Raw genomic sequence first — 26,421 nt, forward strand, 5'->3', positions numbered from 1 at the left:
ACTGGCTGAGAAGGAATGATGTGTAGATGGCAACTACGTTCGAGTCTTTTATTTCGCCTCTGAGCTGGCAACAGGTATCTTTGTTGCTTGATACTGTACAGTATTTTGAAGAAGCGCCCAAGCTGCTCTCACTTCCGCAGGAGGAGGGAGCAAGCGTTGCCGTTCCAATCACCGCCGAGACGCTGACCGCCATGCTCAGCTGTCTTGATGAGCAAGATGCCTTTACCCGTAAATCGTTTGATCTTAGCTGGGAAGAAGGCGAACAGTCCGGGCACGGTACGCTAGTAGTCAAAATGCCTACAGGCGATACGATAAGACAGCCAGCAGACTGGTCATTGTTTTCAGCCGTATAAATAATGAGAATGGATCGCTCCAGGAAGTAAGGTGCTCTCAATTAGAGAACCTGCTTTTCTGGGGCGATTTTTTTGCATAAGTACAAAGAAAGTTGATCGACAAAACGAAATCGTGTTACAGTTTGGACAAACCATTTTTTTAAAACAGAATTTAGATAGGCATGTGGAGGATGAGGAAAAATGGAACAGCTTACGACACAAAAAGCAGCTTTTCTCGACGTAATCACTGATCGTCGCTCGGTTCGTCATTATGATCCAAGTGTCAAAATTTCGCGGGATGAGATTGCCGAGATGCTGAAAGAAGCGACTTTGGCGCCTTCCAGCTCCAATCTGCAGCCATGGAGATTTTTGGTGATTGATGATCAGGAATTGAAAGAGAAGCTGCTTCCGATCGCATTCAACCAGCAGCAAGTTGTGGATGCCTCTGCTGTGATCGCGATCCTTGGAGATTATGAAGGATACAAAGTGGCTGAAACCATTTACAGCAAAGCGGTGGATGCAGGTTATATGAACGAGGAAGTGAAGAGCACTCTTATCCAAAACATTAACTCACGCTACAGCAATAGAGAGCGTGAAGTGATTAAGCAAATCGCCTTGGTTGATGGTGGGTTGGTTGCGATGCAATTTATGCTTGTTGCCAAGGCTAGGGGATATGACACAGTGCCGATGGGGGGATATAATCCAGCCAAATTCAAAGAAGCATTCAATATCTCAGATCGCTATGAAACCATTATGCTTATTGCGCTAGGAAAAGCAGCTCAGCCAGGGCATCCTACTGTGCGATTGAATGTAGAGGACATTACTTTTTGGAATGAAATGCCTGCCCCTGCATCTGGAAAGTAACATAACAGACAGCGATCGATGAGACTGCGCATATATCGAACGGAAAGAAGGATAGATGATGAAACGGATACTGGCAATCAGCGATATTCACGGCGAGCTCGAAAAGCTGGAGTCGCTGCTGCTGAAGGCAGAGTATAAACCCGACGAGGACCAACTGATTCTGCTTGGGGATTATGTAGATCGCGGCCCCGATTCCAAAGGGGTAGTGGAAAAAGTAAAGCAGCTTAAGGATAACGGAGCGATTGTGCTGATGGGCAATCACGACCATATGATGGTGAAATCTTTTGAGCAAGACCCTGTGTTTATCGAGCGCTGGTTTCGGAATGGCGCAGGGCAGACCCTCGCAAGCTATGATCACATGGCAGCGAAAACAGAGTCGGGTGCCCCCGAATCCTTAGAGAAAACAGAAAAAATAGCAGAGCATGTGGCTTTTTTAGCAGACCTGCCATGCTATTACGAAACAGAGGATTACATATTTGTTCACGGAGGTGTGCATCCGACGACCGTGCTTGCCGAAACAGACCCTTACTTGCTCATGTGGATTCGGGAAGAATTTCATAAAGGCTATTGCGGAGAAAAAACGGTCGTATTCGGGCATACTCCAACCGATAATTTGCACGGGAAGCATGATGTTTACTTTGGTGATAACAAAATTATCGGGATCGATGGCGGAGCGGTCTTTGGCGGTCGTCTGAACTGCCTGGAGCTGCCTAGTCAAAAAGTCTATTCGGTTGAATAACTGCTTTATGGATGAAGGGGAACGGCTTGGGTCACACTACAGTGGGAGGTGTGACCACTGTGGAACGAAACATGAATGTGAACGGTAGGGAATACAATTTTGCCACTACGTACGATGGTGACTCGCAATATAATGTACAAGTACGGAGCGGCAATAAAGTGGTGACGATGTTCAAGATTTCTGCTGAGTCTGAGAGCGAAGTCTTTGATGCTGCGATCGCCCATTTTTCTGCTGATATTGAGATGGGTAACCTAAATGTTTGAGATAAGAAACGCAGCCTGATCAAAATGGGGCTGCGCTTTCTTTTGTTTACACATTTGCTATCATGTGCTAATGTATTATTGTTTCCGTGGACACAAAAGGGGTGAGATAAGATTTGGACCTCAAAAATAAAGTTTGGAACCAATGGGTGACCATGCTACATAAGCAGGAGGAGCGAAGCAAGCACCGTGAGGCAATCCTGCTTGCCCAAATCAAAAAGAGCCTGCCTGACTATGACCATGCAGGGGATATGTCGATCACGGAGCTGCATGTCATCCAAGCCATTGGGAATCACGACGCCATGAATGTAACATCGATTGCTCATCAGATCGGTGTAACGAAGAGTGCCATTTCCAAAATAACAGCAAGACTGATCAAAAAGGAATTGATCGAGCGTTATCAGCTCGAGGACAATCAAAAAGAGGTCTTTTTCCGGCTGACCAAAGGGGGAGAAACTGTCCATCACTTTCATGAGCACTACCATTACCGATTAGAACAGCACATGTTCAAATTTTTGGAGCGCTACAGTGAAAAAGAGCTGGCTTTTTTGGAAGAAGTGATGGTTGCGGCAACGATTGAAATGGATAAAAATTGGGCGGATGTGTAAGAGAGGGCATTGCCCATTTTTTTACACTAATTGTTTCCTTGGACACAAAAAGTAACAGCAAGGGAGAGAGAAACCGTACATGAGTGCAAAAAAAGTACTATTCCTGCTAGGAGTCACCATTCTCCTGGGCACTTTTGCCCAAAATTTGTTTATGCCGATTTTGCCAGTTATGCAAGAAGAATTCCACACTAGTAGCTACCTCATCAACTGGACAGTCTCTATTTTCACGGTTATGCTCGCTGTCATGCAAATTGTGTATGGACCTTTTATTGACCTGTGGGGACGAAAAAAAGTGTTGATACCTGCTCTTGTGCTGTATACGCTGGCCTCGTTCGGATGCTATATGGTTGATTCGATCTATTCACTTTTGTTTTTCCGGGCCGTGCAGGGGATTGGATTTGCAGCCATCCCGCTTGTGGCAGCTACCGTCATCGGTGATCTCTTTTCTGGACCGAAACGTGCTGAAGCAATGGGTACGTACCAAATGCTGCTCGGTATTGGCCCTGCGATCGGTCCACTCCTCGGAGGATGGATCGGGGGAGCAGGTGGTCATTCTGCTGTTTTTCTGTTTCTGGCAATAAGCGCCTTGTTTTTACTAATAGCCAACACGACATGGTTGCCCGAAACAAAAAAAGAGCAGTCTACTTCTAACGGTTTTAGTTTCCGCTTGTTTGGCCATGTCTTGAAGCAACCAATTGGGGCTTCTGTCATCCTGCTAGGCTTTACGCAGATGTTTACGTATTACGCTTTTTTATTGTATTTGCCGGTTCGATTAACAGATCACTACCAACTGAGTGCAGAACAAATCGGTCTTGTCTTTTTGCTTGTTTCCGCCACATTCATTATTAGCAGCAAGGCTTCAGGAAAAGTGCAAAAGCGAGTGGGTACACGCAGAGCCTTACTTTTGACTGCCAGCTCCCATGCCGTAGCGACTTTCTTGTTTATGGCCTTGGCAGATACTTCACTAGTACTACTCGTGTTATCCAGTGCGTGCTTCAGCTATACGCTTGGAATTGGTATGCCTGTGCACACGACGCTGTTATCTGAGGCTTTTGAAAAAGAGAGAGGGACAGCCATCGGGGTGTACAACTTCATTCGCTATGGGGGAATGGCTGCTGGTCCCGTCATAGGAGCGGCTTTGTTTGGATGGGGAGGAACATGGCTTGAATTTGGTGTGGCGGGTGTTGCGATTGCCGGAGCGGTATTGTTTGCAGGTAAAAAGGTCAGAACTTTGCAGGCTGCTTGCCAATGATTCCGCGTAAAAGCGTGCTCTTTTGCTTTTCATGTTCCGCTAAATATGCTACAACTGGATTGAACGAACGGAGCGGGAGGAGCATGCGCAGATGCATCAACAGCATGAACGGGATGTACTTGAAGTGATCGCAGACTGGAAAAGCAATCCGTCAGGCGGGCAAAAGATAACGGAAGGGGCATGTCTCACCATGCTCCAGCAAATCGAAGAGCGGCGAAAAATCAATCCAGATCTGGCTTTGGATCGTGCGGAAGCAGTCGTTTTAACCAAGCTGGCTGCACTTCGCCTGATGAAAAAGGGCGGGGAGAATCTGGCTACTGAATGGATCAAACGCGCCTTGCAGCTTGCCCCAAATGACGATCAGGCTTTGAACATACAAATACAGCTCTATTTTACGAAGCTGCGGGAATCAATACGAAGAGAGGCGTACCCAGCGATTCGAGAGACGGACAACGTAGTTACGCGCAGACGGAAAGCAGAAGTATTGCTTGACATGGCTACGGACGAGCTCAAGGCAGTGGCAAACTGGCGTCTTCTAGCCAAAGACGCGAGCGATATTGCACAGACGCTGTCTCAGGTGGAATGGACGACGAAAGCAAACGATTTGGAACAGCTCTATACGAAGCGTGAGCAGCTGCTGCACGAGTTGCTGGAGCGTGTAGAAGCATACTCTGCTTCACTGTCAGGTGTATTTTTCTCGATAGAAATGCTGTCACAGCTGCAGGAGACCATCCGAGCGCTAACAGAACTGCAATCACGTCAAGAACAGCTTTTGTCGGAAAAAGTGACCAACCAGACGGATGAGGCGATTGCCGGTGAGCTTGGTGCATTAGAAAAACTGGAGCAACTAATAGGGTTGGAAGAAATTAAGCACCGTGTAAGGCAGCTTGCGCAATTTTTGCAGTACCGACAATTACGAGAAGAAAAAGGCTGGCACATGCAAGACCAGCTGCCATTGCATTTGGTTTTGATGGGCAACCCTGGTACAGGAAAAACCACATTAGCTCGTTACATCGCCGGCTTGTATCACGAATTAGGCTTGCTTTCCACGGGACAATTGGTTGAGGTTGATCGATCTCATCTAGTCGGAGCCTATGTCGGTCAGACGGAGCAGAGAGTGATGGATGCAGTCAAGCAGGCAGACGGAGGCGTGTTGTTTATCGATGAAGCGTATAGCCTGAAGCGACCCGACAGCTCGGGGAGCGATTACGGGCAAGTTGCTATCGATACGCTCGTTGCAGCTATGACAAGCGGGGAATACGCGGGCCGCTTTGTCGTGATGCTGGCGGGCTATCCAGAGGAAATGCGTCATTTTTTATTTGCCAATCCGGGCCTTTACAGCCGTTTTCCGCAAACAGGACATTTTCTTTTACCGAATTATACGACAGACGAGCTCATCCAAATCGCTGACGAGGTGGCAACCCGGAATGACTTCGCATTAACAGATGCCGCGAAAAAAGCACTAAGACAACGCATTGAAAAGGCACAGGTCGATAATACGTTCGGCAATGCGAGAACTGTTACCAATCTTGTCCTCGATTCGATTTTTGCCAAAGGACGAGCAACGGCTGGTAAAGAGCTGCAATGGGAGGATTTTACGCTTCTGCTTCCAGAAGACGTAACGGAAGAACAGACAAGCAAGAATAGCCAATCTGCATTGGATCAGCTGCATAGCTTGATCGGACTTGCAGAGGTCAAGGCAGAGCTGCGAAAAATTGCTGCATTCGTTGCTGTCGCCAAGGAGCGCAGCATTCGTGGAATGCCAACGAGCCCGATTGAGCTGCACGCTGTCTTCACAGGCAACCCGGGTACGGGAAAGACAACGGTAGCTCAGCTGTATGCGCAGATTTTGAAAGAAATCGGATACTTGAAGAGAGGACATCTCGTAACAGCAAGCCGAGCAGATTTGGTGGCGGGCTACGTCGGTCAGACCGCGGCTCTTACGCGCAGAAAAGTGAGAGAAGCGCTAGGCGGAGTACTTTTTATTGACGAAGCGTATGCGTTATTAGGCGGGGGTGAGAATGATTTCGGCCAAGAAGCGATCCATACGCTTGTAGAGGAAATGACGCGGCACGAAGAGAATCTCGTCATCGTCTTGGCCGGTTATCCAACCGAAATGAATCAGCTGTTGGCAAGCAATCCAGGACTACTATCCCGTTTTAAAAAATACGTCCACTTTCCAGACTACTCCGTGGATGAATTGGTATTGATGCTGCGGCAGGCAGCGTATTCCTCCGGCTATTCTCTCGCCGATTCGACTGTAGATCAAATACGGGAAAAGCTATTGGAGATAACGAGCAAGCACAGGGTAGATGGGAACGGCCGTTTCAGTAACAATCTGTTGCAAGAAGCGATTCAAAATCAGGCGCTACGGCTCATGACCCTCCCTAAAGACGAATGGAGCCAAGAAAGGTTGAGCGAGCTTATCTGGGAAGACTTTTCAACACTGCTAGACGTTGGCGAAATTTAATTATGTCCCACCCTTTCTCCTAAAATGGTAGCATCATGCCTTGGGAGAAAGGGTGTTTTTGTATTGCTTAGAAATGGGATCAAAACTGTAACCATAATATTTATTATGTTAACTATTCTTTTGGATTTCTCCCTTTCTTCTTCTGCCAAGCATACTGGCGAGCGTACGGGATCGATTCGGATAGAGGCAAAAAAAGAGCTTGCGATTGACTTGGATTCCTCAATCAAAAGTAGGTCAGAGCTAGTGATTATCCAGTTTACAGGGCCAATTCAGGATAATTGGATCGAAGAAGTGGAGGAATGCGGGGCATTGCTTGGGGATTATATTCCGGACTATGCATTCATCGCCAAGCTCACTGATCAAAAAATAAGGAAGCAAATCGAACAGCTGGCTTACGTGGAGGGCGTAGTTTCGTTTCAGCCAGTGACAAAGGTAGCTCCTACTTTGCGCTCAGCCCTGGGGAAAAATCGAAACGTGGATATAGCTGTCATCGGCTTTGATCAGCAAGTGAATATGCAGCGTACAGTTGCCGATTTGGTTCCCAAAGAGGAGATTGAAGCGATCCAGACCATGGAGGACGCTAGCCACATCACGATTGCTACGATGAATGCGCAGAGCTTAGAAGAGGTGATTTTGTCAGAGGATGTGATCGCGGTAATCCCTGTGCCAGAAAACAAGCTGCATAATGATATAGCAGCAGCACTGACGAGTTCTGATGCGCTTTTATCAACAGGGTATAGTGGCAAAGGACAAATTATTGGAGTCGCAGATACAGGGCTAGATACCGGAGAGGAAACGAATATCCATCCTGATTTTCAAGGCCAAATCAAAAGCTTGTACGCAAGGGGAAGAAGAGGGGATGCGAGTGATCGTCACGGACATGGGACGCATATAGCAGGGACACTAGTGGGGACTGGAGACGCTTCAGGTGGCGCATATAAAGGGCTGGCACCAGATGCCCAATTAGTGTTTCATTCCATGCAGGATCGATATGGGGCCCTACTTATTGATGTAGAAACTTTTTTGTCCCAGTCATACAAGGATGGCGCACGTATTCATTCGGACTCATGGGGGGCTGATGACGAAGGGGAGTATAGTCTGACCTCTTTTTTATTTGACCGTTTTTTATGGGAGCATCCTGATATGACTGCGCTCATTGCGGCTGGAAATACAGGATATGGTGGCTTTCAAACAGTGGGAAGCCCCGCGACTGCCAAAAATGCAATTGCTGTAGGAGCAACAGAGAGTGACCGACCTGATTTGGGAGATTGGTCAGACGAGCCCGATCACATCTGGCACTACAGCAGCAGTGGTTTGACGGCGGATGGAAGATTGAAACCGGAGATCGTTGCTCCTGGCACCGCCATTCTTTCCGCACGCTCATCTCTAGCACCAAACAAAAACTATGATCGTCGCTATGATGAGTATTATGCGTACATGAGTGGGACAAGCATGGCAACGCCTGTCGCTGCGGCAGGGATCGCACAAATCCGACAGTTTTTAAACGAGCAGGGACACAAAAACCCGAGCAGCGCCCTGCTCAAGTCCATGCTGCTTACAGGCGCAGATGATTTGGGGGAGGACATGAGGCTCCAGGGCTTCGGACGAGTCAATTTGCTTCAGGCTATCGAAACGGACTATATGGACGAAAAGAAGGGACTACGAACAAAAGAAATGCGGACCTATGCCGTAAAAGTCACTGATACAACGAAGCCGTTCGTAATTACTATGGCCTGGACCGATTACCCAGCGTCACTCGTGGCAAATCGAGCTTTGGTAAATGATCTGAATCTGCAGGTAATAACCCCGGACGGGGAGAAGCGCAATGGGAATGACTTTTTTGAAGCGCCCTATGACGATGAGGTGGACAATCTGAACAACGTCGAGCAGGTTTGGATCGGTAAGCCCGAGTCAGGAATCTATCACGTCACGGTGGAGGGGTACAATATTCCAAAAGGTCCACAAGCATTTGCTTTGGCTACAACCGGAAAATGGGTGCCAGTCGAAAATGATGTTCCCGAAGAAGATGGCTCTGATAAAGACGTAATCAAAGGGCAGCTTAGCAAAAAACAGAAATTTGTGGACTATTTTATCCGTGTGTCCAAGCCTGGAAAGCTAAAAGCATCCGTGGAATGGGAAGGGGAAGCAGACATCGACCTGTACGTCTATGATCATCGGAAAAAAGTAATCGCCTCGGCAAAAAGAACGGACAATCCTGAAACGGTATCGCTAAAGCTTGCAAAAGCAGGCTCTTATCAGATTCGCGTACGACTGGATGAAGGTGAGGAAGCACAATATCGGCTCCGTCTTTCCTATCCGGGAAAATAAAAAAAGAGGGCAAAGCCTTTGCACAGCATAGTGCCAAGGATTGCCCTTATTTGCTATTGCTCCCCATAAGTGTGCTTTCTTTATTCAACCAATCCAGTGCGCGCAAAGCAATCTCGATGCACAGTCGACGGTTTGGCGTCGCATAATCCTCCCCAAGACACTCAGAGATTTTCTCCAGTCGATGATACAGTGTCTGGCGGTGAATAAATAGCTTTTCTGCTGCCTCTTGCTTGGAGAGGTTGGTGTTCAAATAAACGCGCAAGGTGTGCACGAGCTGCGAGCCATGCTCCTCGTCATGGGAGATGAGCGGGCCCAGGTAATCGTGGATAAAGCTTTTTAGTACAGGCTCATATGGCACATGAAAAAGGAGGCGAAATAGTCCGAGATCAGAAAAAAACGGGCTCGGCGATTCATGATGGAAAGCCAGTGCCTGCTCCGCCTCCGCCAGATGCTTGCCTGCTTCAGACAGTCGTTTGCCGACCCTTCCGACTCCAAAAGAAACCTGCGTTTCAACTCCCATGATGGAAGTAGTGATTCGGGTAATTTCCTTCATTGCTTTTTCCAGGAGTCTGCGGGTATCGGGTACAGAGCTTTTTTCAAGCAGCAAAAAATAAAAGCGATTGCCGATGCACCGAATGAAGGTCCGAAAGCCCAGTCTAGTCAAAAGCGAACGAAAAACGGCTGTCAAATCATGAGGTGGCAAGGAATCGGAATAGTTGGACTGTTTTTGCTCAAAAGACATCAGCATGGTGTGGTAGGTAGGCACCTTGGAGGTTCCTGACAGGCCGAGCAGAGAGCGGATTTGCTCCTCCGGCATGGGCCGATTGGCAATCAAATCGTCGAACAAGCGCTGCTCGGTGGCGCGTGCTTGCTCTTCTACGAACATTTTGCGCATCAAAATCTGCGCCATGGCACTGACTGTATTATCGAGTGTGAGCTGCAAATACTCGTCCACATTTCGCTCATACAAAACCATTCCGACATAAGCGAGCAAATGCCCCATCGCAATAACGGGCTGATAAAAAATCCGTTTTGTATCGGTCAGGTCCAAAAAAAGAGCATCGGCGCTTGTTGCGGCGTCTGCGGGAAAATGTGTGCGCATCAGCTCTGCCAGCTCTGTCTGTACGGAATGAGGTGGAGTAGGGACAAACTGGGGAGCCGAACCCGGGGTATAAATAAATACTTGTGTTTGGACGGCCGCCTGAAAATGCTGCAAAAGCTTTGGGATGCCCTGTGCTTGCAAGCTTAGTTGCTGAAGGCTGCGAGAATATGCCTCAAGGTCACGCAGTGCCTGCATCTGGCGATTGATCAGATGCTCATGCAGGTCTTGTGTAATATCAACAAAGCGAACAGTCTGATGAAAAACGATCAAGGGGAATTCGTGGTGATTGGCCATATCAAGCATATCGTCCGGAATCCCGGAAAAATAAGTGCCCAGCTCCAAGCAAAGCCCTGCTGCCTTCCTGCGTATGAGCTCCGACAAATAAGCGAGCCGCTTCTCACGTGCCTCACCAAATCCGAGTCCGGTAGAGAGGATCAGCTCTCCTCCATTTAAGAATTGTCCTGTATCCGCAGATTCGAGCACATGCACCCAGCGGACGGGGCGTGATAATCCACGATGTCCAGCGACGACCTCGGAATGCTGGAACAAAGGGCGCTTGATTGCTTCGGAGATCGTTAAACGCCAGTCGCTGCTCATCAGGTTCCTCCTTTCTTGCTATGAGTGATGAAATGAATATGGCGAACTCGTATAACAATTGACACTCTGTATGATGAATCCTACCGAATGTTTAGCGCTTTGTCTAGTGATGACAGGCTTTGTTTTTGGATAAAATAGAATTGTCAATCAATTGATCGTGAGGAGTTGAAAGGATGAACACAGCAACTGTTGGAAATCCATTGAAAAACTATATTGGTGGACAATGGGTAGAATCGCAAACGAACCGGTATGAGGATGTTCCGAATCCTGCTACAGGTGAGCTGTTGTCGCGAGTACCTCTGTCCACAAAAGAAGATGTGGAGCTAGCTGTTCAGGCGGCAAAAGCAGCGTTTGTCGGGTGGAGTGCTACACCGGTTGTAGATCGTGCCCGTATCATGTTCCGTTTCCAAAGCTTGCTTTTGAAGCACCAGGATGAGCTGGCACACATGATTACATTGGAAAACGGAAAAAACCTTCCTGAGGCTCAAGCGGAGATGCTGCGCAGTATCGAAATGGTTGAGTTTGCATGTGGGATGCCTACGCTTTTGATGGGCGAAAACCTACCCAACATCGCAGGCAGCATCGACAGTCAAACGATTCGCTTCCCGCTTGGAGTCGTTGCAGGGATTACGCCGTTTAACTTCCCGGCGATGGTGCCTATGTGGATGTTCCCAATTGCGATTGCTGCAGGAAATACCTTTGTCCTGAAGCCATCGGAGCGCACGCCACTTTCCTCTATCCGTATTGCGGAACTGTTAAAAGAAGCCGGCTTGCCTGACGGAGTATTCAATGTCGTGAATGGTGCGCACGATGTCGTCAATGGTCTGTTAGAACACCGGGACGTAAAAGCGATATCGTTTGTAGGCTCGCAGCCGGTTGCCGAGTATGTGTACAAGACTGCCGCGGCGAACGGAAAACGTGTGCAAGCTTTGGCTGGAGCGAAAAATCATCACCTGGTCATGCCAGATGCTGATTTGAGACGTGCGGCCAAGACGATCACCAGCTCTGCTTTTGGCTGCGCAGGCGAGCGGTGCATGGCAGCAAGTGCGGTAGTCGCAGTTGATGAAATTGCCGATGAGCTCGTGCAGTATTTGATCGAGGAGTCCAGTGCACTCGCGATGGGGAACGGACTGGAGGAAGGGATCGATTTGGGACCTGTCATCCGCGAATCCCATCTGTCCAAGGTACATGATTACATCGAAAAAGGAGTAGCAGCAGGAGCAGCTCTTGTTCGGGATGGTCGTGAAGATGCTAAAGACAAGCCAAATGGTTACTTCCTCGGCCCAACTATTTTTGACAAGGCTGATGCAGAAATGGTGATTGTACGTGATGAGATCTTCGCTCCTGTTTTAAGTGTGATGCGTGTCAAGGATTTTGAGGACGGCCTGGATACGATCAGCCAATCTCGCTTCGGCAATGGTGCGGTTATCTATACCAACAACGGAAAATGGGGCAGAGAGTTTGTACAGCGGGTAGAAGCGGGCATGGTTGGAGTGAATGTGGGAGTGCCAGCACCAATGGGCTTCTTCGCCTTCTCTGGCTGGAAGGAATCGTTCTATGGTGACTTGCATGCCAACGGAAAAGACGGCGTGCTCTTCTTCACTAAGAAAAAGACAGTTACATCCAGATGGTTTGATGACGGAGATACAAGCATTGGCTCGCAACGAATCTTTGTAAAATAAGGGGGAGCTCAGGATGGAACAAGATCAACTGACACAATCTTATGACAAGGAAAGCTTGCTAGACACTGACAGGTCTCATATGTGGCATCACATGTCGCCTTACAATCCAAACCCGATGATTGTTACAGAAGCCAGTGGCTCCTGGATTACCGACATTGATGGTAATCGGTATCTCGATGGCATGTCAGGTCTGTGGTGTGTAAACATCGGCTACGGGAGGCAGGAGCTGGCAGACGCTGCGTACGAGCAGCTCAAGCAATTGGCGTATTTCCCACTGACACAAAGCCACGTGCCTGCAATTAAGCTGTCGGAAAAGGTCAGTGAATGGCTGGGCGAAGAGTATCGCGTCTTCTTTTCGAATAGCGGCTCTGAAGCCAATGAGGTTGCTTTTAAAATTGCGCGCCAATACCACCATCAGAACGGAGAGCCAGGACGCTACAAATTCATCTCCAGGCATCGTGCGTACCACGGGAATACGATGGGCGCTCTCGCTGCTACGGGTCAATCCATCCGGAAAGAAAAATACGAGCCGCTAGCGCCAGGCTTCCTGCATGTACCACCACCGTATTGCTATCGCTGTCCAGTAGGGAAGTCCTATGGAAAATGCAGTATGGAGTGCGCACAATTCTTTGATCAAGTAATCAACTGGGAAGGCGAAAAGACAGTGGCTGCAGTCATCATGGAGCCTACGATTACAGGTGGCGGCGTGATTGTTCCGGCACCGGAATATATGCCAAAGGTAAGAGAGATTTGCGACAAATATGGCGTGTTGATGATCGTAGACGAAGTCATTTGCGGCTTCGGACGCTCCGGCAAAAAATTCGGGCATCAAAATTTTGGCGTCAAACCAGATATCGTAACAATGGCAAAAGGAATTACTAGTGCGTATTTGCCGCTGTCTGCTACAGCTGTGCGTGCCGATATTGCAGACAAATTTAATGAACAGGGTAACAATCTCCACTTCCGCCATGTGAACACATTCGGAGGCAATCCGGCAGCCTGTGCGCTGGCTCTAAAAAATCTGGAGCTCATGGAAGAGGAGCAGCTGGTTGAGCGCTCCGAGCAGCTGGGAGAAGAGCTGCGTGCCAAGCTCGCATTTTTAGCAGATCATCCTTATGTGGGCGACATCCGCAGCTTTGGATTTTTGATGGGAATTGAAATGGTAGAAGACCGTAAGACTAAAGAACCTGCTGCTCCTGCAAAATTGACTCAAGTGATTGCCGAGTGCAAAAAGCGTGGCTTGATCATTGGACGCAACGGTGATACCATCCCTAGCTTCAACAACGTCCTCACTCTTTCGCCGCCATTTACAACGACAAGTGATGACATTGACTTTATCGCCCATGTCATGAAAGAAGCATTTGATACATTGGAGTAGAAACAAACGATTCCGATAAGAAAGTTACAAAAAAATAATATTTGCAGCCGCTACCGACTCGATTCAGGAGTAAAATCCAGCGAGGTAGCGGCTTTTCACGTTTGGAAATGACTTTCTACAAATAGAACCAGGAAGAATCAAGAGTTTCTGCCGCTTTTGGATTTTTGTATAATAGGACCATATGCAAAGCATGGCAATTGTGAAAAAGCCATTCGACTTCATCGAATCTTGGGAGGATAACATGAAACGTATCTGTGTATTTGCAGGATCAAATCCAGGTGTGAATCCAGCCTTTGAGCAGGTGGCACAAGAGCTGGGACGTGAGCTCGTCGCACGTGACCTTGATTTGGTGTATGGTGGGTCCAACATGGGATTGATGGGACGAGTAGCCAATTCGGTATTAGCAGGTAGAGGAAAAGCGATCGGCGTAATGCCAACCGGTTTGTTCCGTGGGGAGATTGTCCATACAGGACTGACAGATTTACATGAAGTGAACACGATGCATGAGCGAAAAGCCATGATGAACGATTTATCGGACGGTTTCATTGCGCTGCCAGGTGGATATGGCACATTTGAAGAAATATTTGAAGTGATAAGCTGGGGGCAGATCGGCATCCATAGCAAACCGATTGGTCTGTTGAATGTCGCAGGCTACTACACACCACTCATGGAGATGGTGAATCATGCCACTCTAGCAGGGTTTATCCCGAACATGCAAGGAGAATTGATCATTTGCGAAAGCGATCCTGTGGTGCTATTGGATCGTATGCGTGAGTACACACCACCTGTTAAAGTCAATAAATGGTCCGAGCTGGACAAGTAAGCAAAAAAGAAAGCAGTTCATTCTGGATTCCAGAGAACTGCTTATTCTTTTTATGATTTTGTTTGAATCCTTGACACCAACTATAAGTAAGTGCTATTGTATAGCAATATTCCCTAGTAAATAAATAGGAATAATATTAATATTGCATAGCTTCATACATAAGAGGGGGAACCAAGGATGAATAAGTCAACAAAATGGGTTCAGCTTGCCGTATCGGCGACTTTGCTAACAGCGCTCGTATTCCCGGCAGTGGCAGGAGCAGCTGGCCAACCAGTGGCTGTACTATCTCCGGCAACGGCACAAGCTGAATGGAATAGCTATGTAAAACAACAGTACGGCATTACGTTTGCCAAAACAGTGACCCGTGATGAATTCGCGAAGGCATTGGCAAAGGTTGGTGCATCTACTGCTAGTATAGCGGAGAAAGAAGCCGCAGCCAAATCTTTCTTGCCAGAAGCCAAAGCAGGCACAACCAAGCTCGTAGCTTGGGAAGCGATCAGTGCAGCTGTCAAAGCCGCTGAGTTAAAAGAGCTGGCTTATACGTATAAAGAAGAGAAGGTAGCTACCTCCCTGAAAAAGGCTGGTCTGACGTATAAAAAAGACGGAGTGTTGACGCTTCAAGCAGCACAGGAGCTAGCTGCTGCTATTGATACGGGACTGGTGAACCCTGCGACGTTAGCGAATGTGAAAGCTGATGGAGAGGTTACAGCAGATTTGGCTATCCAGCTGCTCGGCAAGGTGGCAGAATTCCACGGAAAGTATAAGAACTATCTGGGTACGATCTCTGAAGACAGCATTTACGGAAAACTGGCACAAGCATGGAATGAATCCCAGCTTATCAAGGCTGGAGCTTTGCAAGACCTCGTAGATAAAGGCTTAAAGCAAAATTTGATCACCGGCTACAATTTGAAAGACGCTACGTTTGATCCGCATTTTGACCCAGAGCGTACCATTACCTATGGTCATAGTGACATTGTTCATGCGATCCAGCTGATTGGTCTATTAAAGAGCGAGGGTATCGACGCCAAAGTGCAGTTTGAACCAAAAACATCTGCATTCATTTACTTGAAAGAGTGGGGCGAGCCTCTCCAAACAGATGATTATCAGGTTGTTCAAATCGACAACGGCAACTTCATCGCTTATGCAAAAGAATACGATCTCAGCTTTGAGTTTGCGACTGTTGAAGAGAAAAAACGTTTCCAGCCTCTTGTTTTGCAATATGCGAAAAAAGATGATGAGGATATGACTGGTCTCCTAAAAGGCTCCTGGTGGCAACCGCTCTATCATTCCCGGACAGAGCTTGCCGATTATCCTGTCATTACGAACAACGTACTGAAGCAAGGACGTTTTGTTGTACAGTCCTTTTCATTGAATGATCAATCTGCAAAAGTGATCGAAGGCTTCAAAAAGCTCGATAGTAAAGTGGAAGTCGAATCATACAAGTTTTGGGTGGATCAACCATTCTATAACTACCTGATCGGTGAGTATAAGTAATGAATCGTTGATACCTAGTTAAACTCTGCGCCTCTACTACCTATTCTATGGAATTCCTTTGAGGGATACATGGATGGGAGTCGGGGTGCTTTTTTATTCACGAGCTCGGGGAGGATACTAAAGGTAGGGGATTTTGGAAAATCGTTGAAAATGCGTGTCGGTTTTAATAGAGAATTCTGGTATAATTTAGGTATAAGTCAGTAATTGCTATGACAGCCAATCATGATTGGCATTAAGCATGGGAGGGAAAACAGTGTCGAAGAAGCACCTGATCCTTCTGCTTACCTGCTTCTGTTTCGCTACAGAGGCTTCTGCAGAAAGTTTGACAACGACCACACCAGCTACACAGCTTTCCATACCTGGAGCCGCAGCGCAGACTGCACAGGTTCTTTCTCAAGGACTTTTAGTTGAAACCTTTTTGACAAACAACTGGAAAAAAGACAACCTCTCAAAGCTGCTTGGAAATTCGCTCTCCAGCTTTGATGATTACGAGGCGTATGCAGCAGGAATCAAAATCAGGTGGGACGAGAACAACAAAGCCTACGGTATTCTAGTAAACGCCACCTACCATGGGGAAATTGTCAAAGGACTGACGACCAAGACATCCAAGAAAGACGTCACGAAGCTGCTCGGGAGTCCTCAGTTCGTAGATCAATCAAATGAGCTGGTAGGCTATCAATATGATGGGTATTACTTGTTTGTTACGTTCACACAGGAAAAAATCAAAGGGATCTCTATCTATCGCCGGGACCAAACAAGTGATACGGCTGCGCTGATTGAAATGGCAAAAAATTTGCAAGCGTACGGGGAAAAGCTCTCGTCTCCTTCGACTGCGAATACCTTCTCGATTTTTGGTGTATGGGGGGCACCCGATTTTACCCATCATTTGCACGGAATCGGAACATTCGCATGGGAGTATCCATCGCTTGGTATCGCATATGATGGATTAGAGGCCGATGCGACCTTGACCATTTACAATAATTTCTCAGCCAAACAACAGCTATCTGCCATCAAAAATGCGAAAAACGTCGTCTTTTCCAAAGAGGACTCCCTATTATTGGAAGAACAGAACCGATTGTTTTGGGAAAAAGTCATGATCCAGACAGCCAAAGATCAGGGAATTTCTTCTCCTGACAAACAAACGATTGCCTTGATTGATTCAGACGGGTTGTACAGTTCGGCGAATATTCGTTTTTACCGAGCTGACTACACACCGCTCTCCCAGTTGTATCCCGGGTACTTTGTTGATGAGGTCACTTGGCTGGATAATAACTGGGTTTTGTACACCACGATGGAAGGCAGCGGCGTTTTTAATAAGGCAACGAACGAGCATATCGTAATCCTTTCCCCGAAAAAGATACCTGAGGGCTTGACTGATTTTTATGACGTCAACGCCGTGAGAGTAGATGTAAAAAGCAAAACGATCTGGTTTGACATGTCCTCTGAGAAGCAGAAACCATACAAGCTTACCTATCAAATTAGCGGGAATCAAATCAAGTTTTCTAAATAACTTGCATTCCTAGGAGGCGTTTTGAATGGAGTTCTTGGAAGCGTTGGAGGGACTCGGAAGTGCAATCAAAAAAGGTGCTTCACTTACCATGCGAGTGCTTGCGAGTTCCGGAGAATTAATAGTCACCTTCTTTGAATACCTTTGGACGCGCAAGGAAAACAATCGGTTACGCAAGCCAAAAACGCCCGTTGGACCGTAAAGTAAGACAAGGATCGTGCTATTATCTGTCTGTCTGCTTGGATAACGGAGAGACATTTTCCTTTTCCTCATCTTTTTCAGCCAGATAGGACCGCATTCCTCTGATAAACATTTCGCGAATGACCTCCTGCTGTGTTTTGCTGCTGACAAGAGAACGAATTTGCTCCAGCTCTGCCACTAGCTCTGAATCCAGATGCAGATTGACGGTCTTCCCCTTACTGCGTGGATGCACTTCACAATGGTGGGGGCATTTGCGCAGATGGCCCTCGATGACAGCTATTTGATCGAGGGGGTCCGCGTGTGGAAGATACAAGCAAGGTGCCTCCAAAATAATATGGGTCAGTTCTTCGCTAAAACGAATAGTGAGGGGCTGGCCTTTTTTTTTGTGAAAGTCCCGAATCTGACGCGATATCTCCTGATTGTGCACCGTATTCTCCAAGGTAATCGTTGCGAGTTCCATATGGCCTCCTTAGGGGCGTGCCAAGTCTTCTTCGGCAATCGAGGAGAGGATTTCTCCAGTATCTTCCAGCTGAATCTGGTAGGTGAAGTGCTCGTCATGGCGTTCGATTGCAGTTACCAAGCCCCAGGTATTCCTTTCTTCTAGCCGAATCATTACGCGATCGAGCACGTCAAATAGCGGCAACAGAAGTCCTTTCTCATATAGAAAGCGAAAGACGATTTCACGAGGGTACAGGAATCGCTTGTTGCCCTGTTTGTTTTCGAGAAGCGGAAAAGTATCTCGCTCGTCGACGACCTCACCTAGATGGCCTTGATCCGCCCAGCGTTTTATCGTGGCCATACTGCCGGCTCTTCCATTGCGTGCTTCTAAAAGCTCCAGTATTTCTCGCGATGAGAGATACGCTGTTCGCCGCTCGCATTGGCTACGATACGCATGCTGTTCAGCTTCTAGCTGGGCAAGCTGCGCTTTTGCTTCCATCACTTGGTTTTTTAGCCGCTCTATTTCTTTTTCGTAATCCCTCATACGCTCTCCTTCCCCTATACCTGCTTTCCTCCAGCTTATTCGTCAGTGAAATCAATCATTCCATGACAGAAGTAATGATTTCGTCCAGTCAGTAGCGAAAATGGAAATGAAACAATCATAAAATGACAAAACGCCACATTGATTAATAGCAAGCTAGTTTTTAGATCAGGTAAGGAGGGTGTTAAGAGATGGGCATCTCCAAAGAATTACAGAAAAATTTTACGGAAGTTGTACCCGCCTTAAAGCCAAAGGAAGCCATCGATGAAGCAAATCGGTGCCTGTATTGCTATGATGCGCCCTGTATCAAGGCGTGCCCGACTTCCATTGACATTCCTTCTTTTATTCAGAAGATTGCGACAGGAAATCTGTTTGGTTCGGCCCGTACCATTATGGATTCCAACCCTGTAGGGGCAAGCTGCGCACGTGTCTGTCCGACGGAAGAGCTGTGTGAGGGCGCCTGTGTACTGAATCATGCTTCCAAACCGATTATGATCGGACTGCTCCAGCGTCATGCAACCGATTGGGCGATCAAGAACAAGGCTGCTCTTTTCCAAAAAGGGGACGACAACGGAAAGCGTGTAGCAATTATTGGAGCGGGGCCAGCGGGCTTGTCAGCCGCTCGGGAGCTGGCGCGACTGGGTTATCAAGTCACTATTTTTGAAGCGAAGGAAAAAGCGGGGGGGCTCAATACGTACGGTATCGTATCCTTTAGACTTCCGCAGGAGATTTCACTTTGGGAAGTCGAGCAAATCGAAGCATTGGGTGTCGAGATTCGAACCAATACACGTATTGGCGTAGATGTACAGCCAGAGGAGCTGCTAGACGGATACGATTCCGTTTTACTTGCAGCCGGAATGGGGAATGTGCCGAATTTGCATATTGCGGGCGAAGATCTCAGCGGCGTTCTCGATGCCATTACCTTAGTCGAGGATACAAAGACGAAGCCTCTGACAGATGAGATGATCGGTAAAAAAGTAGTTGTCATCGGGGCAGGAAATACGGCAATCGATGCGGCGACCTGTTCGAAGCGAATGGGGGCAGACAATGTCCAGATTTTATATCGACGTACTGAGCATGAAATGTCCTGTTATCAGTTTGAATACGAGTTTGCCAAGCAGGATGGGGTAGAATTCCGCTGGTTAGTCGCTCCAACTCGTATTATCGGTGAGAACGGTCAGGTTACGGGACTCGAATTGGTGCGCATGGAACTAGGAGAGCCAGATGAAAAAGGACGAAAGCGTCCGGTAGCGATACCAGGCAGCGAGTTTGTCATTGATGTCGATTTCGTGGTCAAGGCAATCGGTCAAACCCGCCATCAGGCTATGATCGATTCCTTTGGGATTTCCCATAAAAATGGAGTCGTGCTGGTAGAGGATGGTACGTATCGCACTAGCCATGCCAAAGTATTTGCTGCGGGCGATGTCATTTTTGGGGGCGGTAAGACAGATGCGATGGTGGTCGATGCAGCAAACCATGGAAAACGAGCGGCGCACGCTATTCATCGTGCACTCAGTGATCAGAAGCAGCCGGTTTAAAAGTAGAGAGGGAAGCCTCTGGCGTAGACGCCTGCACCAGAGAGTACGGCGATAAAACAATCGCTACAAAGATGGAGGAGTCCTATCATGGCTGATCTTAGTATAAATCTGGCGGGTATTAAATCCCCCAATCCTTTTTGGCTAGCTTCTGCGCCTCCAACCAATTCCGGTTATCAGGTACAGCGTGCATTTGAGGCAGGCTGGGGTGGAGCTGTATGGAAAACCCTGGGCGAGCCGATTATCAATGTCACGTCGCGTTTTGCAGGATTAACCTATGGCGGTCAGCGCGTTTTCGGATTTAACAATATCGAGCTGATTACGGATAAACCACTAGAAGTCAATCTCAAAGAAATGGACGAAACCAAAAAGCGCTTCCCCAAGCATACACTGATTGCTTCCCTGATGGTCGAGCACAAGCAAGAAGCCTGGCACGAAATTGTAAAAAAAGTAGAGGCAATCGGTGTAGATGGCCTAGAGCTTAATTTTGGCTGTCCGCACGGGATGGCAGAACGCGGAATGGGTTCAGCAGTAGGACAGCATCCTGATCTCATCCGTCAGCAGGTGGAATGGGTAAAAGAAGTGGCGCAAACCCCTGTGATCGTCAAGCTCACGCCTAACATTACCGATATTCGTTTTACGGCACGCGCAGCTAGGCAGGGCGGCGCTGATGCGATCAGTATGATTAATACGATCAACAGCTTGATGGGAGTGGATTTAGACAAGTGGCTGCCGATCCCGCACGTGGATGGAAAAGGTGCTCACGGTGGTTACTGTGGACCCGCGGTTAAACCGATTGCCTTGAACATGGTAGCCGAGTGCGCTCGTGATCCACAGATCGGCATCCCTATTTCCGGTATTGGTGGTATATCCAATTGGCGGGATACAGTGGAGTTTTTACTCATGGGTGCGTCAGGCGTACAAGTATGTACAGCAGCGATGCACCACGGGTTTCGGATCGTGGAGGACATGATTGATGGACTTTCCAACTATCTGGATGCAAGAGGAATCGCTTCCGTCATGGATATCGTCGGGAAAGCAGTACCGACCTATTCCGATTGGGGACATCTCAATCTGAATTACAAGGTAGTCGCAAGAATTAACGAGGAAACCTGTATTAATTGCAACAAATGCCATATCGCATGTGAAGACACCTCCCATCAATGTATTGATATCGTAAGTGATGCTGCTACAGGTAAAGAACGTCTAGTTGTGAGAGAAGAAGACTGTGTAGGCTGCAATCTCTGCTCTATTGTTTGTCCTGTAGAAGGGACGATTGATATGGTAGAAATCCCGAATGATTTACAGCCGCTGAGCTGGAACCAAAGACAGGCTGCACTGGCTGCTGGGGGAACCTGCGAGACATAAAGAAGGGAATCTTTTAGGCGCAACGTGCATAGCGTGTACTAGGGAAGGGCACGTCTTTTACGTGCCTGTTCTATCGATGGAAGGGGAGGTAGCAGGCATGAAAAAATGGATTCGTAATGGCACCATTGTGACTGCGTCCGAGGCGTATCAGGCGGACATTCTGATTGAAGGGGAGAAGGTAGTCGCGATTGGCTCTAACCTGGATACGGTAGGTGCAGAGGTGATTGACGCAACAGGCTGCTACCTCCTCCCTGGTGGAATTGATCCGCATACTCATCTTGATATGCCGTTCGGTGGGACCGTCACCTCAGACAACTTTTTTACAGGGACGAAGGCTGCGGCATTTGGCGGTACGACGAGTGTCGTTGACTTCTGCCTAACGAATAAAGGGGAGTCGCTGCATTCGGCGATCTCGACCTGGCATGAAAAGGCTCGTGGAAAAGCTGTCGTGGACTACGGGTTTCATCTGATGATTTCAGATGCAAACGATCAGGTTCTCGAAGAGCTGCAATCCGTTATTGTCTCCGAAGGAATCACTTCGTTGAAGGTGTTCATGGCATATAAAAACGTTTTGATGGCAGATGACGAAACCCTATTTAAAACACTCATTCGCGCCAAAGAGCTAGGGGCACTGGTTCAGGTTCACGCTGAAAATGGTGACGTCATTGATTATTTAACGAAAGAAGCGCTGGCAGAAGGAAACACTGACCCCGTTTATCACGCACATACACGTCCTCCAGAAGCGGAGGGTGAAGCAACTGGTCGGGCGATTGCCTTGACTGCCTTGGCAGATGCTCAGCTGTATGTGGTTCATGTGTCGTGTGCGGATGCGGTGAGACGTATTGCCGAAGCACGTGAAAAAGGCTGGAACATTTACGGGGAAACATGCCCACAGTATCTTGTTCTGGATATTACCGATTTAGAAAAGCCGGATTTTGAAGGTGCCAAATACGTGTGGTCGCCACCGCTGCGGGAAAAGTGGAATCAGGATGTGCTATGGAGCGCGTTGAAAAATGGTATTCTGCAAACCGTTGGGTCTGATCACTGCCCATTCAATTTCTCTGGACAAAAGGAATTGGGACGAGGGGATTTTACGAAAATACCGAATGGCGGGCCGATTATTGAAGATCGGATGACGCTCCTTTTCTCAGAAGGGGTGCGAAAGGGCAAAATCAGTCTCAATCAATTTGTGGATATTACATCGACGAAAGTAGCCAAACTGTTTGGGATGTTCCCGCAAAAAGGAACGATTGCAGTAGGCTCTGATGCGGATATCGTATTGTTTGATCCGACAGTCCAGCGCACGATATCGGTGGAGACGCACCATATGAACGTAGATTACAACCCGTTCGAAGGCAAGGAAGTGTATGGCGAGGTGGTATCGGTGCTGTCTCGTGGCGCTTTTGTCATCCGCAATAAGCAATTTGTAGGGCAGGCGGGTGCTGGACGGTATGTCAAACGATCTACATTTGCCAAGCCATAGAAGTGAGAGTGACAAGAAAAAGAGGGGGGAGCGGAAATGGGAAGCAAGGTCAGTATCGGATTAATCCAAGCGAAAAACGATGTGAATGGAGACGAACCGGTTCATCTCCACAAAGAGAAAGCGATCGAGAAGCATGTCAGGATGGTTCGAGAAGCAGCAGCTAAGGGCGCCCAGATCATATGCCTGCAAGAAATCTTTTACGGACCGTACTTCTGCTCCGAACAAAATACAAAATGGTATGAATCCGCTGAAGAAGTGCCTAACGGTCCAACTGTACAGCTTTTTTCTGCACTCGCTCGCGAATTAGGGACAGTTTTGATTTTGCCTGTCTACGAACGTGTAGGAATTGGGACTTACTACAATACTGCGGCTGTCATCGATGCAGATGGGACGTATTTAGGGAAGTACCGCAAGCAGCATATCCCGCATGTCGGGGTTGGCAATAACGGATGCGGTTTTTGGGAGAAGTATTACTTCAAGCCTGGAAACCTGGGCTACCCAGTATTTGATACGGCCTTTGCAAAGGTAGGCGTTTATATCTGCTACGATCGTCATTTCCCAGAAGGAGCACGCTTGCTCGGCCTAGGTGGTGCGGAAATCGTGTTTAACCCTTCGGCGACGGTAGCCGGGTTATCGGAATATTTGTGGAAGCTTGAGCAGCCGGCACATGCCGTGGCCAATGGCTATTATGTTGCAGCCATCAATCGGGTAGGATTCGAGGCACCTTGGAACATGGGAGAATTTTACGGACAGTCGTATCTCGTAGACCCCCGAGGACAATTTGTGGCGGTAGGCAGTAGAGATCAGGATGAGGTCATTATTGCGGAAATGGATCGAGACCGCATCCACGAAGTGAGAGACACGTGGCAGTTTTATCGCGATCGTCGACCAGAGACTTACGATGACATGGTAAAGCTATTGCCGTAAGAAAAGGGAGAGGGAGGTGCTAGCCAGGCATCTTCCTCCTTTTGTCATGAGCAGGCAGTCTCCTATATCAATTGCACATAAGGGGAGTACAGGGATGAGGCAAATGGTTTATCGAGGTGTCGAATATGGGGAAGCCGTACGTGTCGTGCAGGCGCAGCGGTACGAAAGAGAGGAGCGCCGCCTTTTTCAGAATGGTGCCAGAGCCAAAGCCGTTTTCGGATCAGGGGTGTATCTGGTGAGCAATCCAGAGATTGCAGCGCAGTATGCTATTTGTCATGCAGAGACAATGTGGGATAAAGCAGCGATACTCCGTCAGGAAATCCTTTTGCCGGGACTTTTTTGCTTGGACGAGCGTTATGGAGAAAACGAACTGCGTACTGACGCTCTGCGCACTCGGCATACGGAGCAATATTTGAAGGATCGATCCCAGTCCATGGATAATCAGGAGTGGTTGGAGTGGACTGGAGATGAGGTGCGGTTATACCTCATTGCCTGTGGATACCGGGGGATTCGCTACCGAATCAGCCCGGACCTTACGTACTATATTTGCTATGAACCTGATGTGCAAATTAGCCAAATTTCTATTTTGTCAGTGTTAGATGTAAGTGAAATAACCTAAGACTATCGACTTGGTTCATAATGTTTGGTAAGATTAGACAATATTCGAGCTTTTTCAACCATATTCAACCATTTACCATCGAACAGGAGGATTGCCAAACTAACATGAGTCTTTTTCGCAATTTAAGTACCCGAGCAAAAATGTTTTGCTTAATTAGCTTGATGGCTGTTTTCTTGATTGGTGTGGCCTTGACGGGCTTTTATCACGTGAAAGTCTCTGGTGATCGCATTCAATCCATGTATCAGGAGCAGCTGCTGCCAGTTAAGTGGATTAACGACTGGCGTCAAGAAATTCGTGCGATTGATGGATTGATTTACAAAATGATTTTGGATCCGTCTCCGGCGATTGTCGCAGAGTATGAGGCGGAGTTGGAAGAGCGGATTGCATCTGCTGACAAAACATTCGAACAACTGAAACAGGCACATCTTGATGAAAAGGAAAAGGAAAGTGTCCAAATTTTACAAGAGCTGCTTGATCAGTATCGAACCGACCAAACAGAAGTAGTCAAGCTCATTGAAGCTCAGCAAGCAGATCAGGCTTATGCTTATTACAAGTCAACAGACAAGACATTGAACTGGATCAATCAGGAACAGCTGCAATGGGCTACATACAAGGCCGAGCAGGCCGAGCAGATTCGCCTGGAAAACGAAAATGATTCTAAAGCAGGTATTACGCTCCTCATCATTGTAGGTGCTGCATCTGTGGTGGTGGCGGCGTTCCTCGGCTTTATGATTGCTCGGTTGATTTCAGAGCCACTACGTGTTGTACAAAAGAGAATGGAAGAGCTCGCTCAAGGAAATTTGGCTGTAGAGCCAGTTACCTATGTGACTCGCGATGAGGTTGGTAGACTTGGCGTTGCGTTCAATGAGCTGGTCAGCAATTTCCGATCCTTGATTGAACAAGTAAAAGTCGCTGGTGAACAAGTGGCAGCGTCTTCTGAGGAATTGTCTGCAAGCGCTGAGCAATCTGCTCATGCAACTGAGCAGGCAATTGGAAGTGTACAGCAAATCGCCTCAGCGTCCGAGATACAGTCTCAGCGTACCCAAGAGAGTGTGCGTGTAATGGAAGAGATGTCTATCGCGATTGGTCGCATTGCGGACACATCGAGCGCGGTTACGGAAGTTTCTGCCAAGGCAGCACAAGATGCAGAGCAAGGAAATGTGCAGATTCAGCAAGCTGTTACCCAAATGGATACTCTCTCTACCTCGGTGAACCATGCGGCAGACCTGGTGCAGCAATTAGGTGTTCGTTCGGAAGCAATCGGACAAATCGTAGACGTTATTACCGGAATTGCCTCGCAAACGAATCTACTGGCACTTAATGCAGCGATTGAGGCTGCTCGTGCAGGTGAGCACGGTAGAGGGTTCGCGGTGGTGGCAGATGAAGTGCGCAAGCTGGCTGAGCAGTCCGAGGAATCGGCTCGCGAAATCGCGCGTTTGATTGGGGAAATCCAGACAGAAACGACGCAAGTAGTTGACGTCATGATGGCTGGAACCGAAGAGGCGAAAAAAGGTGCCGTCGTCGTTCAAGAAGCGGGACAAACCTTCCAGCGAATAGTGGCAAGCTCACAGGACGTAGCAGATCAAATTCAGGAAGTATCTGCAGCGACAGAAGAAATGTCTGCGAGCGTCCAGCAAGTAGCTTCAGCGATGGACGAAATGAATCGACTTGCAGAAGAAGCTTCTGTGCATACACAAGGCGTATCTGCAGGGGCAAAGGAGCAGCTGGCTTCCATGCAGGAAATTGCTCATTCTAGCAATAATTTGAATCAGCTCTCCCATGAGCTGCAAGAATCAATTAGCCAATTCAAATGGTAGGCATGATGGAAAAAAGACTGACAGTCCCACAAACGGATTGTCAGTCTTTTTTGTAC

The 26,421-nt window shown here is 47.9% G+C and carries 23 protein-coding genes; 20 read left to right on the forward strand and 3 right to left on the reverse strand.

The features are described from left to right. Positions 1 to 26: 26 nt before the first annotated feature. From C3B52_RS11005 to C3B52_RS11040, 8 genes are all read left to right on the forward strand, one after another. Complete coding sequence (locus C3B52_RS11005; protein ID WP_103106122.1) at positions 27 to 353, forward strand: hypothetical protein; 327 nt, start codon at positions 27 to 29, stop codon at positions 351 to 353. A 180-nt stretch (positions 354 to 533) separates the two neighbouring features. After that, positions 534 to 1,196 carry a nitroreductase family protein gene (locus C3B52_RS11010; protein ID WP_103106123.1) on the forward strand — a complete coding sequence of 221 codons (663 nt, stop codon included), beginning with the start codon at positions 534 to 536 and terminating at the stop codon, positions 1,194 to 1,196. A gap of 58 nt (positions 1,197 to 1,254) precedes the next feature. Continuing rightward, positions 1,255 to 1,935 carry a metallophosphoesterase family protein gene (locus C3B52_RS11015; protein ID WP_103106124.1) on the forward strand — a complete coding sequence of 227 codons (681 nt, stop codon included), beginning with the start codon at positions 1,255 to 1,257 and terminating at the stop codon, positions 1,933 to 1,935. A 59-nt stretch (positions 1,936 to 1,994) separates the two neighbouring features. Next, entirely contained in the window at positions 1,995 to 2,198 is a 204-nt protein-coding gene (locus tag C3B52_RS11020) for a hypothetical protein (RefSeq protein ID WP_235615666.1), read from the forward strand. A 152-nt stretch (positions 2,199 to 2,350) separates the two neighbouring features. After that, positions 2,351 to 2,803 carry a MarR family transcriptional regulator gene (locus tag C3B52_RS11025; protein WP_235615667.1) on the forward strand — a complete coding sequence of 151 codons (453 nt, stop codon included), beginning with the start codon at positions 2,351 to 2,353 and terminating at the stop codon, positions 2,801 to 2,803. Between the two features lie 79 nt (positions 2,804 to 2,882). Continuing rightward, positions 2,883 to 4,055, forward strand: coding sequence for an MFS transporter (locus C3B52_RS11030; RefSeq protein WP_103106126.1), 1,173 nt, complete (start codon positions 2,883 to 2,885; stop codon positions 4,053 to 4,055). Between the two features lie 91 nt (positions 4,056 to 4,146). Next, positions 4,147 to 6,525, forward strand: coding sequence for an AAA family ATPase (locus C3B52_RS11035; RefSeq protein WP_103106127.1), 2,379 nt, complete (start codon positions 4,147 to 4,149; stop codon positions 6,523 to 6,525). Positions 6,526 to 6,630: 105 nt separating this feature from the next. Continuing rightward, positions 6,631 to 8,853 carry a S8 family serine peptidase gene (locus tag C3B52_RS11040; protein WP_235615668.1) on the forward strand — a complete coding sequence of 741 codons (2,223 nt, stop codon included), beginning with the start codon at positions 6,631 to 6,633 and terminating at the stop codon, positions 8,851 to 8,853. 46 nt (positions 8,854 to 8,899) lie between these two features. Here the strand turns inward: C3B52_RS11040 and C3B52_RS11045 are convergent, their stop codons facing one another. After that, positions 8,900 to 10,552 carry a PucR family transcriptional regulator gene (locus C3B52_RS11045; protein ID WP_103106129.1) on the reverse strand — a complete coding sequence of 551 codons (1,653 nt, stop codon included), beginning with the start codon at positions 10,550 to 10,552 and terminating at the stop codon, positions 8,900 to 8,902. 173 nt (positions 10,553 to 10,725) lie between these two features. On the opposite strand from C3B52_RS11045, the gene C3B52_RS11050 reads away from it, so the two are divergent. The 6 genes from C3B52_RS11050 (at position 10,726) to C3B52_RS36405 (ending at position 17,638) form a co-directional block, all read left to right on the forward strand. After that, on the forward strand, positions 10,726 to 12,234 hold the full coding sequence (locus C3B52_RS11050) for a CoA-acylating methylmalonate-semialdehyde dehydrogenase (RefSeq protein ID WP_103106130.1): 1,509 nt from the start codon (positions 10,726 to 10,728) through the stop codon (positions 12,232 to 12,234). A gap of 13 nt (positions 12,235 to 12,247) precedes the next feature. Beyond that, a complete protein-coding gene (locus C3B52_RS11055) occupies positions 12,248 to 13,612 on the forward strand; it encodes an aspartate aminotransferase family protein (protein WP_103106131.1) in 1,365 nt (454 codons plus the stop codon). Positions 13,613 to 13,853: 241 nt separating this feature from the next. Further along, the gene (locus C3B52_RS11060; protein ID WP_103106132.1) at positions 13,854 to 14,435 is read left to right on the forward strand and encodes a TIGR00730 family Rossman fold protein; all 582 of its coding nucleotides are present in this window, start codon (positions 13,854 to 13,856) and stop codon (positions 14,433 to 14,435) included. A 177-nt stretch (positions 14,436 to 14,612) separates the two neighbouring features. Beyond that, positions 14,613 to 15,929 carry a hypothetical protein gene (locus C3B52_RS11065; RefSeq protein WP_103106133.1) on the forward strand — a complete coding sequence of 439 codons (1,317 nt, stop codon included), beginning with the start codon at positions 14,613 to 14,615 and terminating at the stop codon, positions 15,927 to 15,929. A 253-nt stretch (positions 15,930 to 16,182) separates the two neighbouring features. Further along, complete coding sequence (locus C3B52_RS11070; protein ID WP_103106134.1) at positions 16,183 to 17,439, forward strand: hypothetical protein; 1,257 nt, start codon at positions 16,183 to 16,185, stop codon at positions 17,437 to 17,439. Between the two features lie 25 nt (positions 17,440 to 17,464). Then, a complete protein-coding gene (locus C3B52_RS36405; RefSeq protein ID WP_164684746.1) occupies positions 17,465 to 17,638 on the forward strand; it encodes a hypothetical protein in 174 nt (57 codons plus the stop codon). A 21-nt stretch (positions 17,639 to 17,659) separates the two neighbouring features. Here C3B52_RS36405 and C3B52_RS11075 read toward each other — a convergent pair whose 3' ends face one another. Beyond that, positions 17,660 to 18,097: a hypothetical protein gene (locus C3B52_RS11075; RefSeq protein ID WP_103106135.1), complete on the reverse strand. Its 438-nt coding sequence runs from the start codon at positions 18,095 to 18,097 to the stop codon at positions 17,660 to 17,662. Positions 18,098 to 18,106: 9 nt separating this feature from the next. Continuing rightward, positions 18,107 to 18,619: a hypothetical protein gene (locus C3B52_RS11080; protein WP_103106136.1), complete on the reverse strand. Its 513-nt coding sequence runs from the start codon at positions 18,617 to 18,619 to the stop codon at positions 18,107 to 18,109. Positions 18,620 to 18,807: 188 nt separating this feature from the next. Between C3B52_RS11080 and C3B52_RS11085 the strand changes: the two genes are divergently transcribed. From C3B52_RS11085 to C3B52_RS11110, 6 genes are all read left to right on the forward strand, one after another. After that, the gene (locus C3B52_RS11085; protein WP_103106137.1) at positions 18,808 to 20,154 is read left to right on the forward strand and encodes an NAD(P)-dependent oxidoreductase; all 1,347 of its coding nucleotides are present in this window, start codon (positions 18,808 to 18,810) and stop codon (positions 20,152 to 20,154) included. 87 nt (positions 20,155 to 20,241) lie between these two features. Beyond that, positions 20,242 to 21,519: an NAD-dependent dihydropyrimidine dehydrogenase subunit PreA gene (preA, locus tag C3B52_RS11090; RefSeq protein ID WP_103106138.1), complete on the forward strand. Its 1,278-nt coding sequence runs from the start codon at positions 20,242 to 20,244 to the stop codon at positions 21,517 to 21,519. Positions 21,520 to 21,616: 97 nt separating this feature from the next. Further along, positions 21,617 to 23,002, forward strand: coding sequence for a dihydropyrimidinase (gene hydA / locus C3B52_RS11095; RefSeq protein WP_103106139.1), 1,386 nt, complete (start codon positions 21,617 to 21,619; stop codon positions 23,000 to 23,002). Between the two features lie 36 nt (positions 23,003 to 23,038). Continuing rightward, complete coding sequence (locus tag C3B52_RS11100) at positions 23,039 to 23,929, forward strand: nitrilase-related carbon-nitrogen hydrolase (RefSeq protein WP_103106140.1); 891 nt, start codon at positions 23,039 to 23,041, stop codon at positions 23,927 to 23,929. Between the two features lie 94 nt (positions 23,930 to 24,023). Next, positions 24,024 to 24,548, forward strand: a complete 525-nt coding sequence (locus tag C3B52_RS11105; protein ID WP_103106141.1) for a hypothetical protein — start codon at positions 24,024 to 24,026, stop codon at positions 24,546 to 24,548. Between the two features lie 104 nt (positions 24,549 to 24,652). Continuing rightward, the gene (locus C3B52_RS11110; RefSeq protein ID WP_103106142.1) at positions 24,653 to 26,365 is read left to right on the forward strand and encodes a methyl-accepting chemotaxis protein; all 1,713 of its coding nucleotides are present in this window, start codon (positions 24,653 to 24,655) and stop codon (positions 26,363 to 26,365) included. Positions 26,366 to 26,421 lie beyond the last annotated feature (56 nt).

It is taken from the genome of Brevibacillus reuszeri (assembly GCF_002897295.1).
Lineage (GTDB): Bacteria > Bacillota > Bacilli > Brevibacillales > Brevibacillaceae > Brevibacillus > Brevibacillus reuszeri_A.

Coding starts and splice junctions, on each gene's coding strand:
- C3B52_RS11005 (WP_103106122.1), top strand. CDS start 27: ATGGCAACTACGTTCGAGTCTTTTATTTCGCCTCTGAGCTGGCAACAG.
- C3B52_RS11010 (WP_103106123.1), top strand. CDS start 534: ATGGAACAGCTTACGACACAAAAAGCAGCTTTTCTCGACGTAATCACT.
- C3B52_RS11015 (WP_103106124.1), top strand. CDS start 1,255: ATGAAACGGATACTGGCAATCAGCGATATTCACGGCGAGCTCGAAAAG.
- C3B52_RS11025 (WP_235615667.1), top strand. CDS start 2,351: ATGCTACATAAGCAGGAGGAGCGAAGCAAGCACCGTGAGGCAATCCTG.
- C3B52_RS11030 (WP_103106126.1), top strand. CDS start 2,883: ATGAGTGCAAAAAAAGTACTATTCCTGCTAGGAGTCACCATTCTCCTG.
- C3B52_RS11035 (WP_103106127.1), top strand. CDS start 4,147: ATGCATCAACAGCATGAACGGGATGTACTTGAAGTGATCGCAGACTGG.
- C3B52_RS11040 (WP_235615668.1), top strand. CDS start 6,631: ATGTTAACTATTCTTTTGGATTTCTCCCTTTCTTCTTCTGCCAAGCAT.
- C3B52_RS11045 (WP_103106129.1), bottom strand. CDS start 10,552: ATGAGCAGCGACTGGCGTTTAACGATCTCCGAAGCAATCAAGCGCCCT.
- C3B52_RS11050 (WP_103106130.1), top strand. CDS start 10,726: ATGAACACAGCAACTGTTGGAAATCCATTGAAAAACTATATTGGTGGA.
- C3B52_RS11055 (WP_103106131.1), top strand. CDS start 12,248: ATGGAACAAGATCAACTGACACAATCTTATGACAAGGAAAGCTTGCTA.
- C3B52_RS11060 (WP_103106132.1), top strand. CDS start 13,854: ATGAAACGTATCTGTGTATTTGCAGGATCAAATCCAGGTGTGAATCCA.
- C3B52_RS11065 (WP_103106133.1), top strand. CDS start 14,613: ATGAATAAGTCAACAAAATGGGTTCAGCTTGCCGTATCGGCGACTTTG.
- C3B52_RS36405 (WP_164684746.1), top strand. CDS start 17,465: ATGGAGTTCTTGGAAGCGTTGGAGGGACTCGGAAGTGCAATCAAAAAA.
- C3B52_RS11075 (WP_103106135.1), bottom strand. CDS start 18,097: ATGGAACTCGCAACGATTACCTTGGAGAATACGGTGCACAATCAGGAG.
- C3B52_RS11080 (WP_103106136.1), bottom strand. CDS start 18,619: ATGAGGGATTACGAAAAAGAAATAGAGCGGCTAAAAAACCAAGTGATG.
- C3B52_RS11085 (WP_103106137.1), top strand. CDS start 18,808: ATGGGCATCTCCAAAGAATTACAGAAAAATTTTACGGAAGTTGTACCC.
- preA (WP_103106138.1), top strand. CDS start 20,242: ATGGCTGATCTTAGTATAAATCTGGCGGGTATTAAATCCCCCAATCCT.
- hydA (WP_103106139.1), top strand. CDS start 21,617: ATGAAAAAATGGATTCGTAATGGCACCATTGTGACTGCGTCCGAGGCG.
- C3B52_RS11100 (WP_103106140.1), top strand. CDS start 23,039: ATGGGAAGCAAGGTCAGTATCGGATTAATCCAAGCGAAAAACGATGTG.
- C3B52_RS11105 (WP_103106141.1), top strand. CDS start 24,024: ATGAGGCAAATGGTTTATCGAGGTGTCGAATATGGGGAAGCCGTACGT.
- C3B52_RS11110 (WP_103106142.1), top strand. CDS start 24,653: ATGAGTCTTTTTCGCAATTTAAGTACCCGAGCAAAAATGTTTTGCTTA.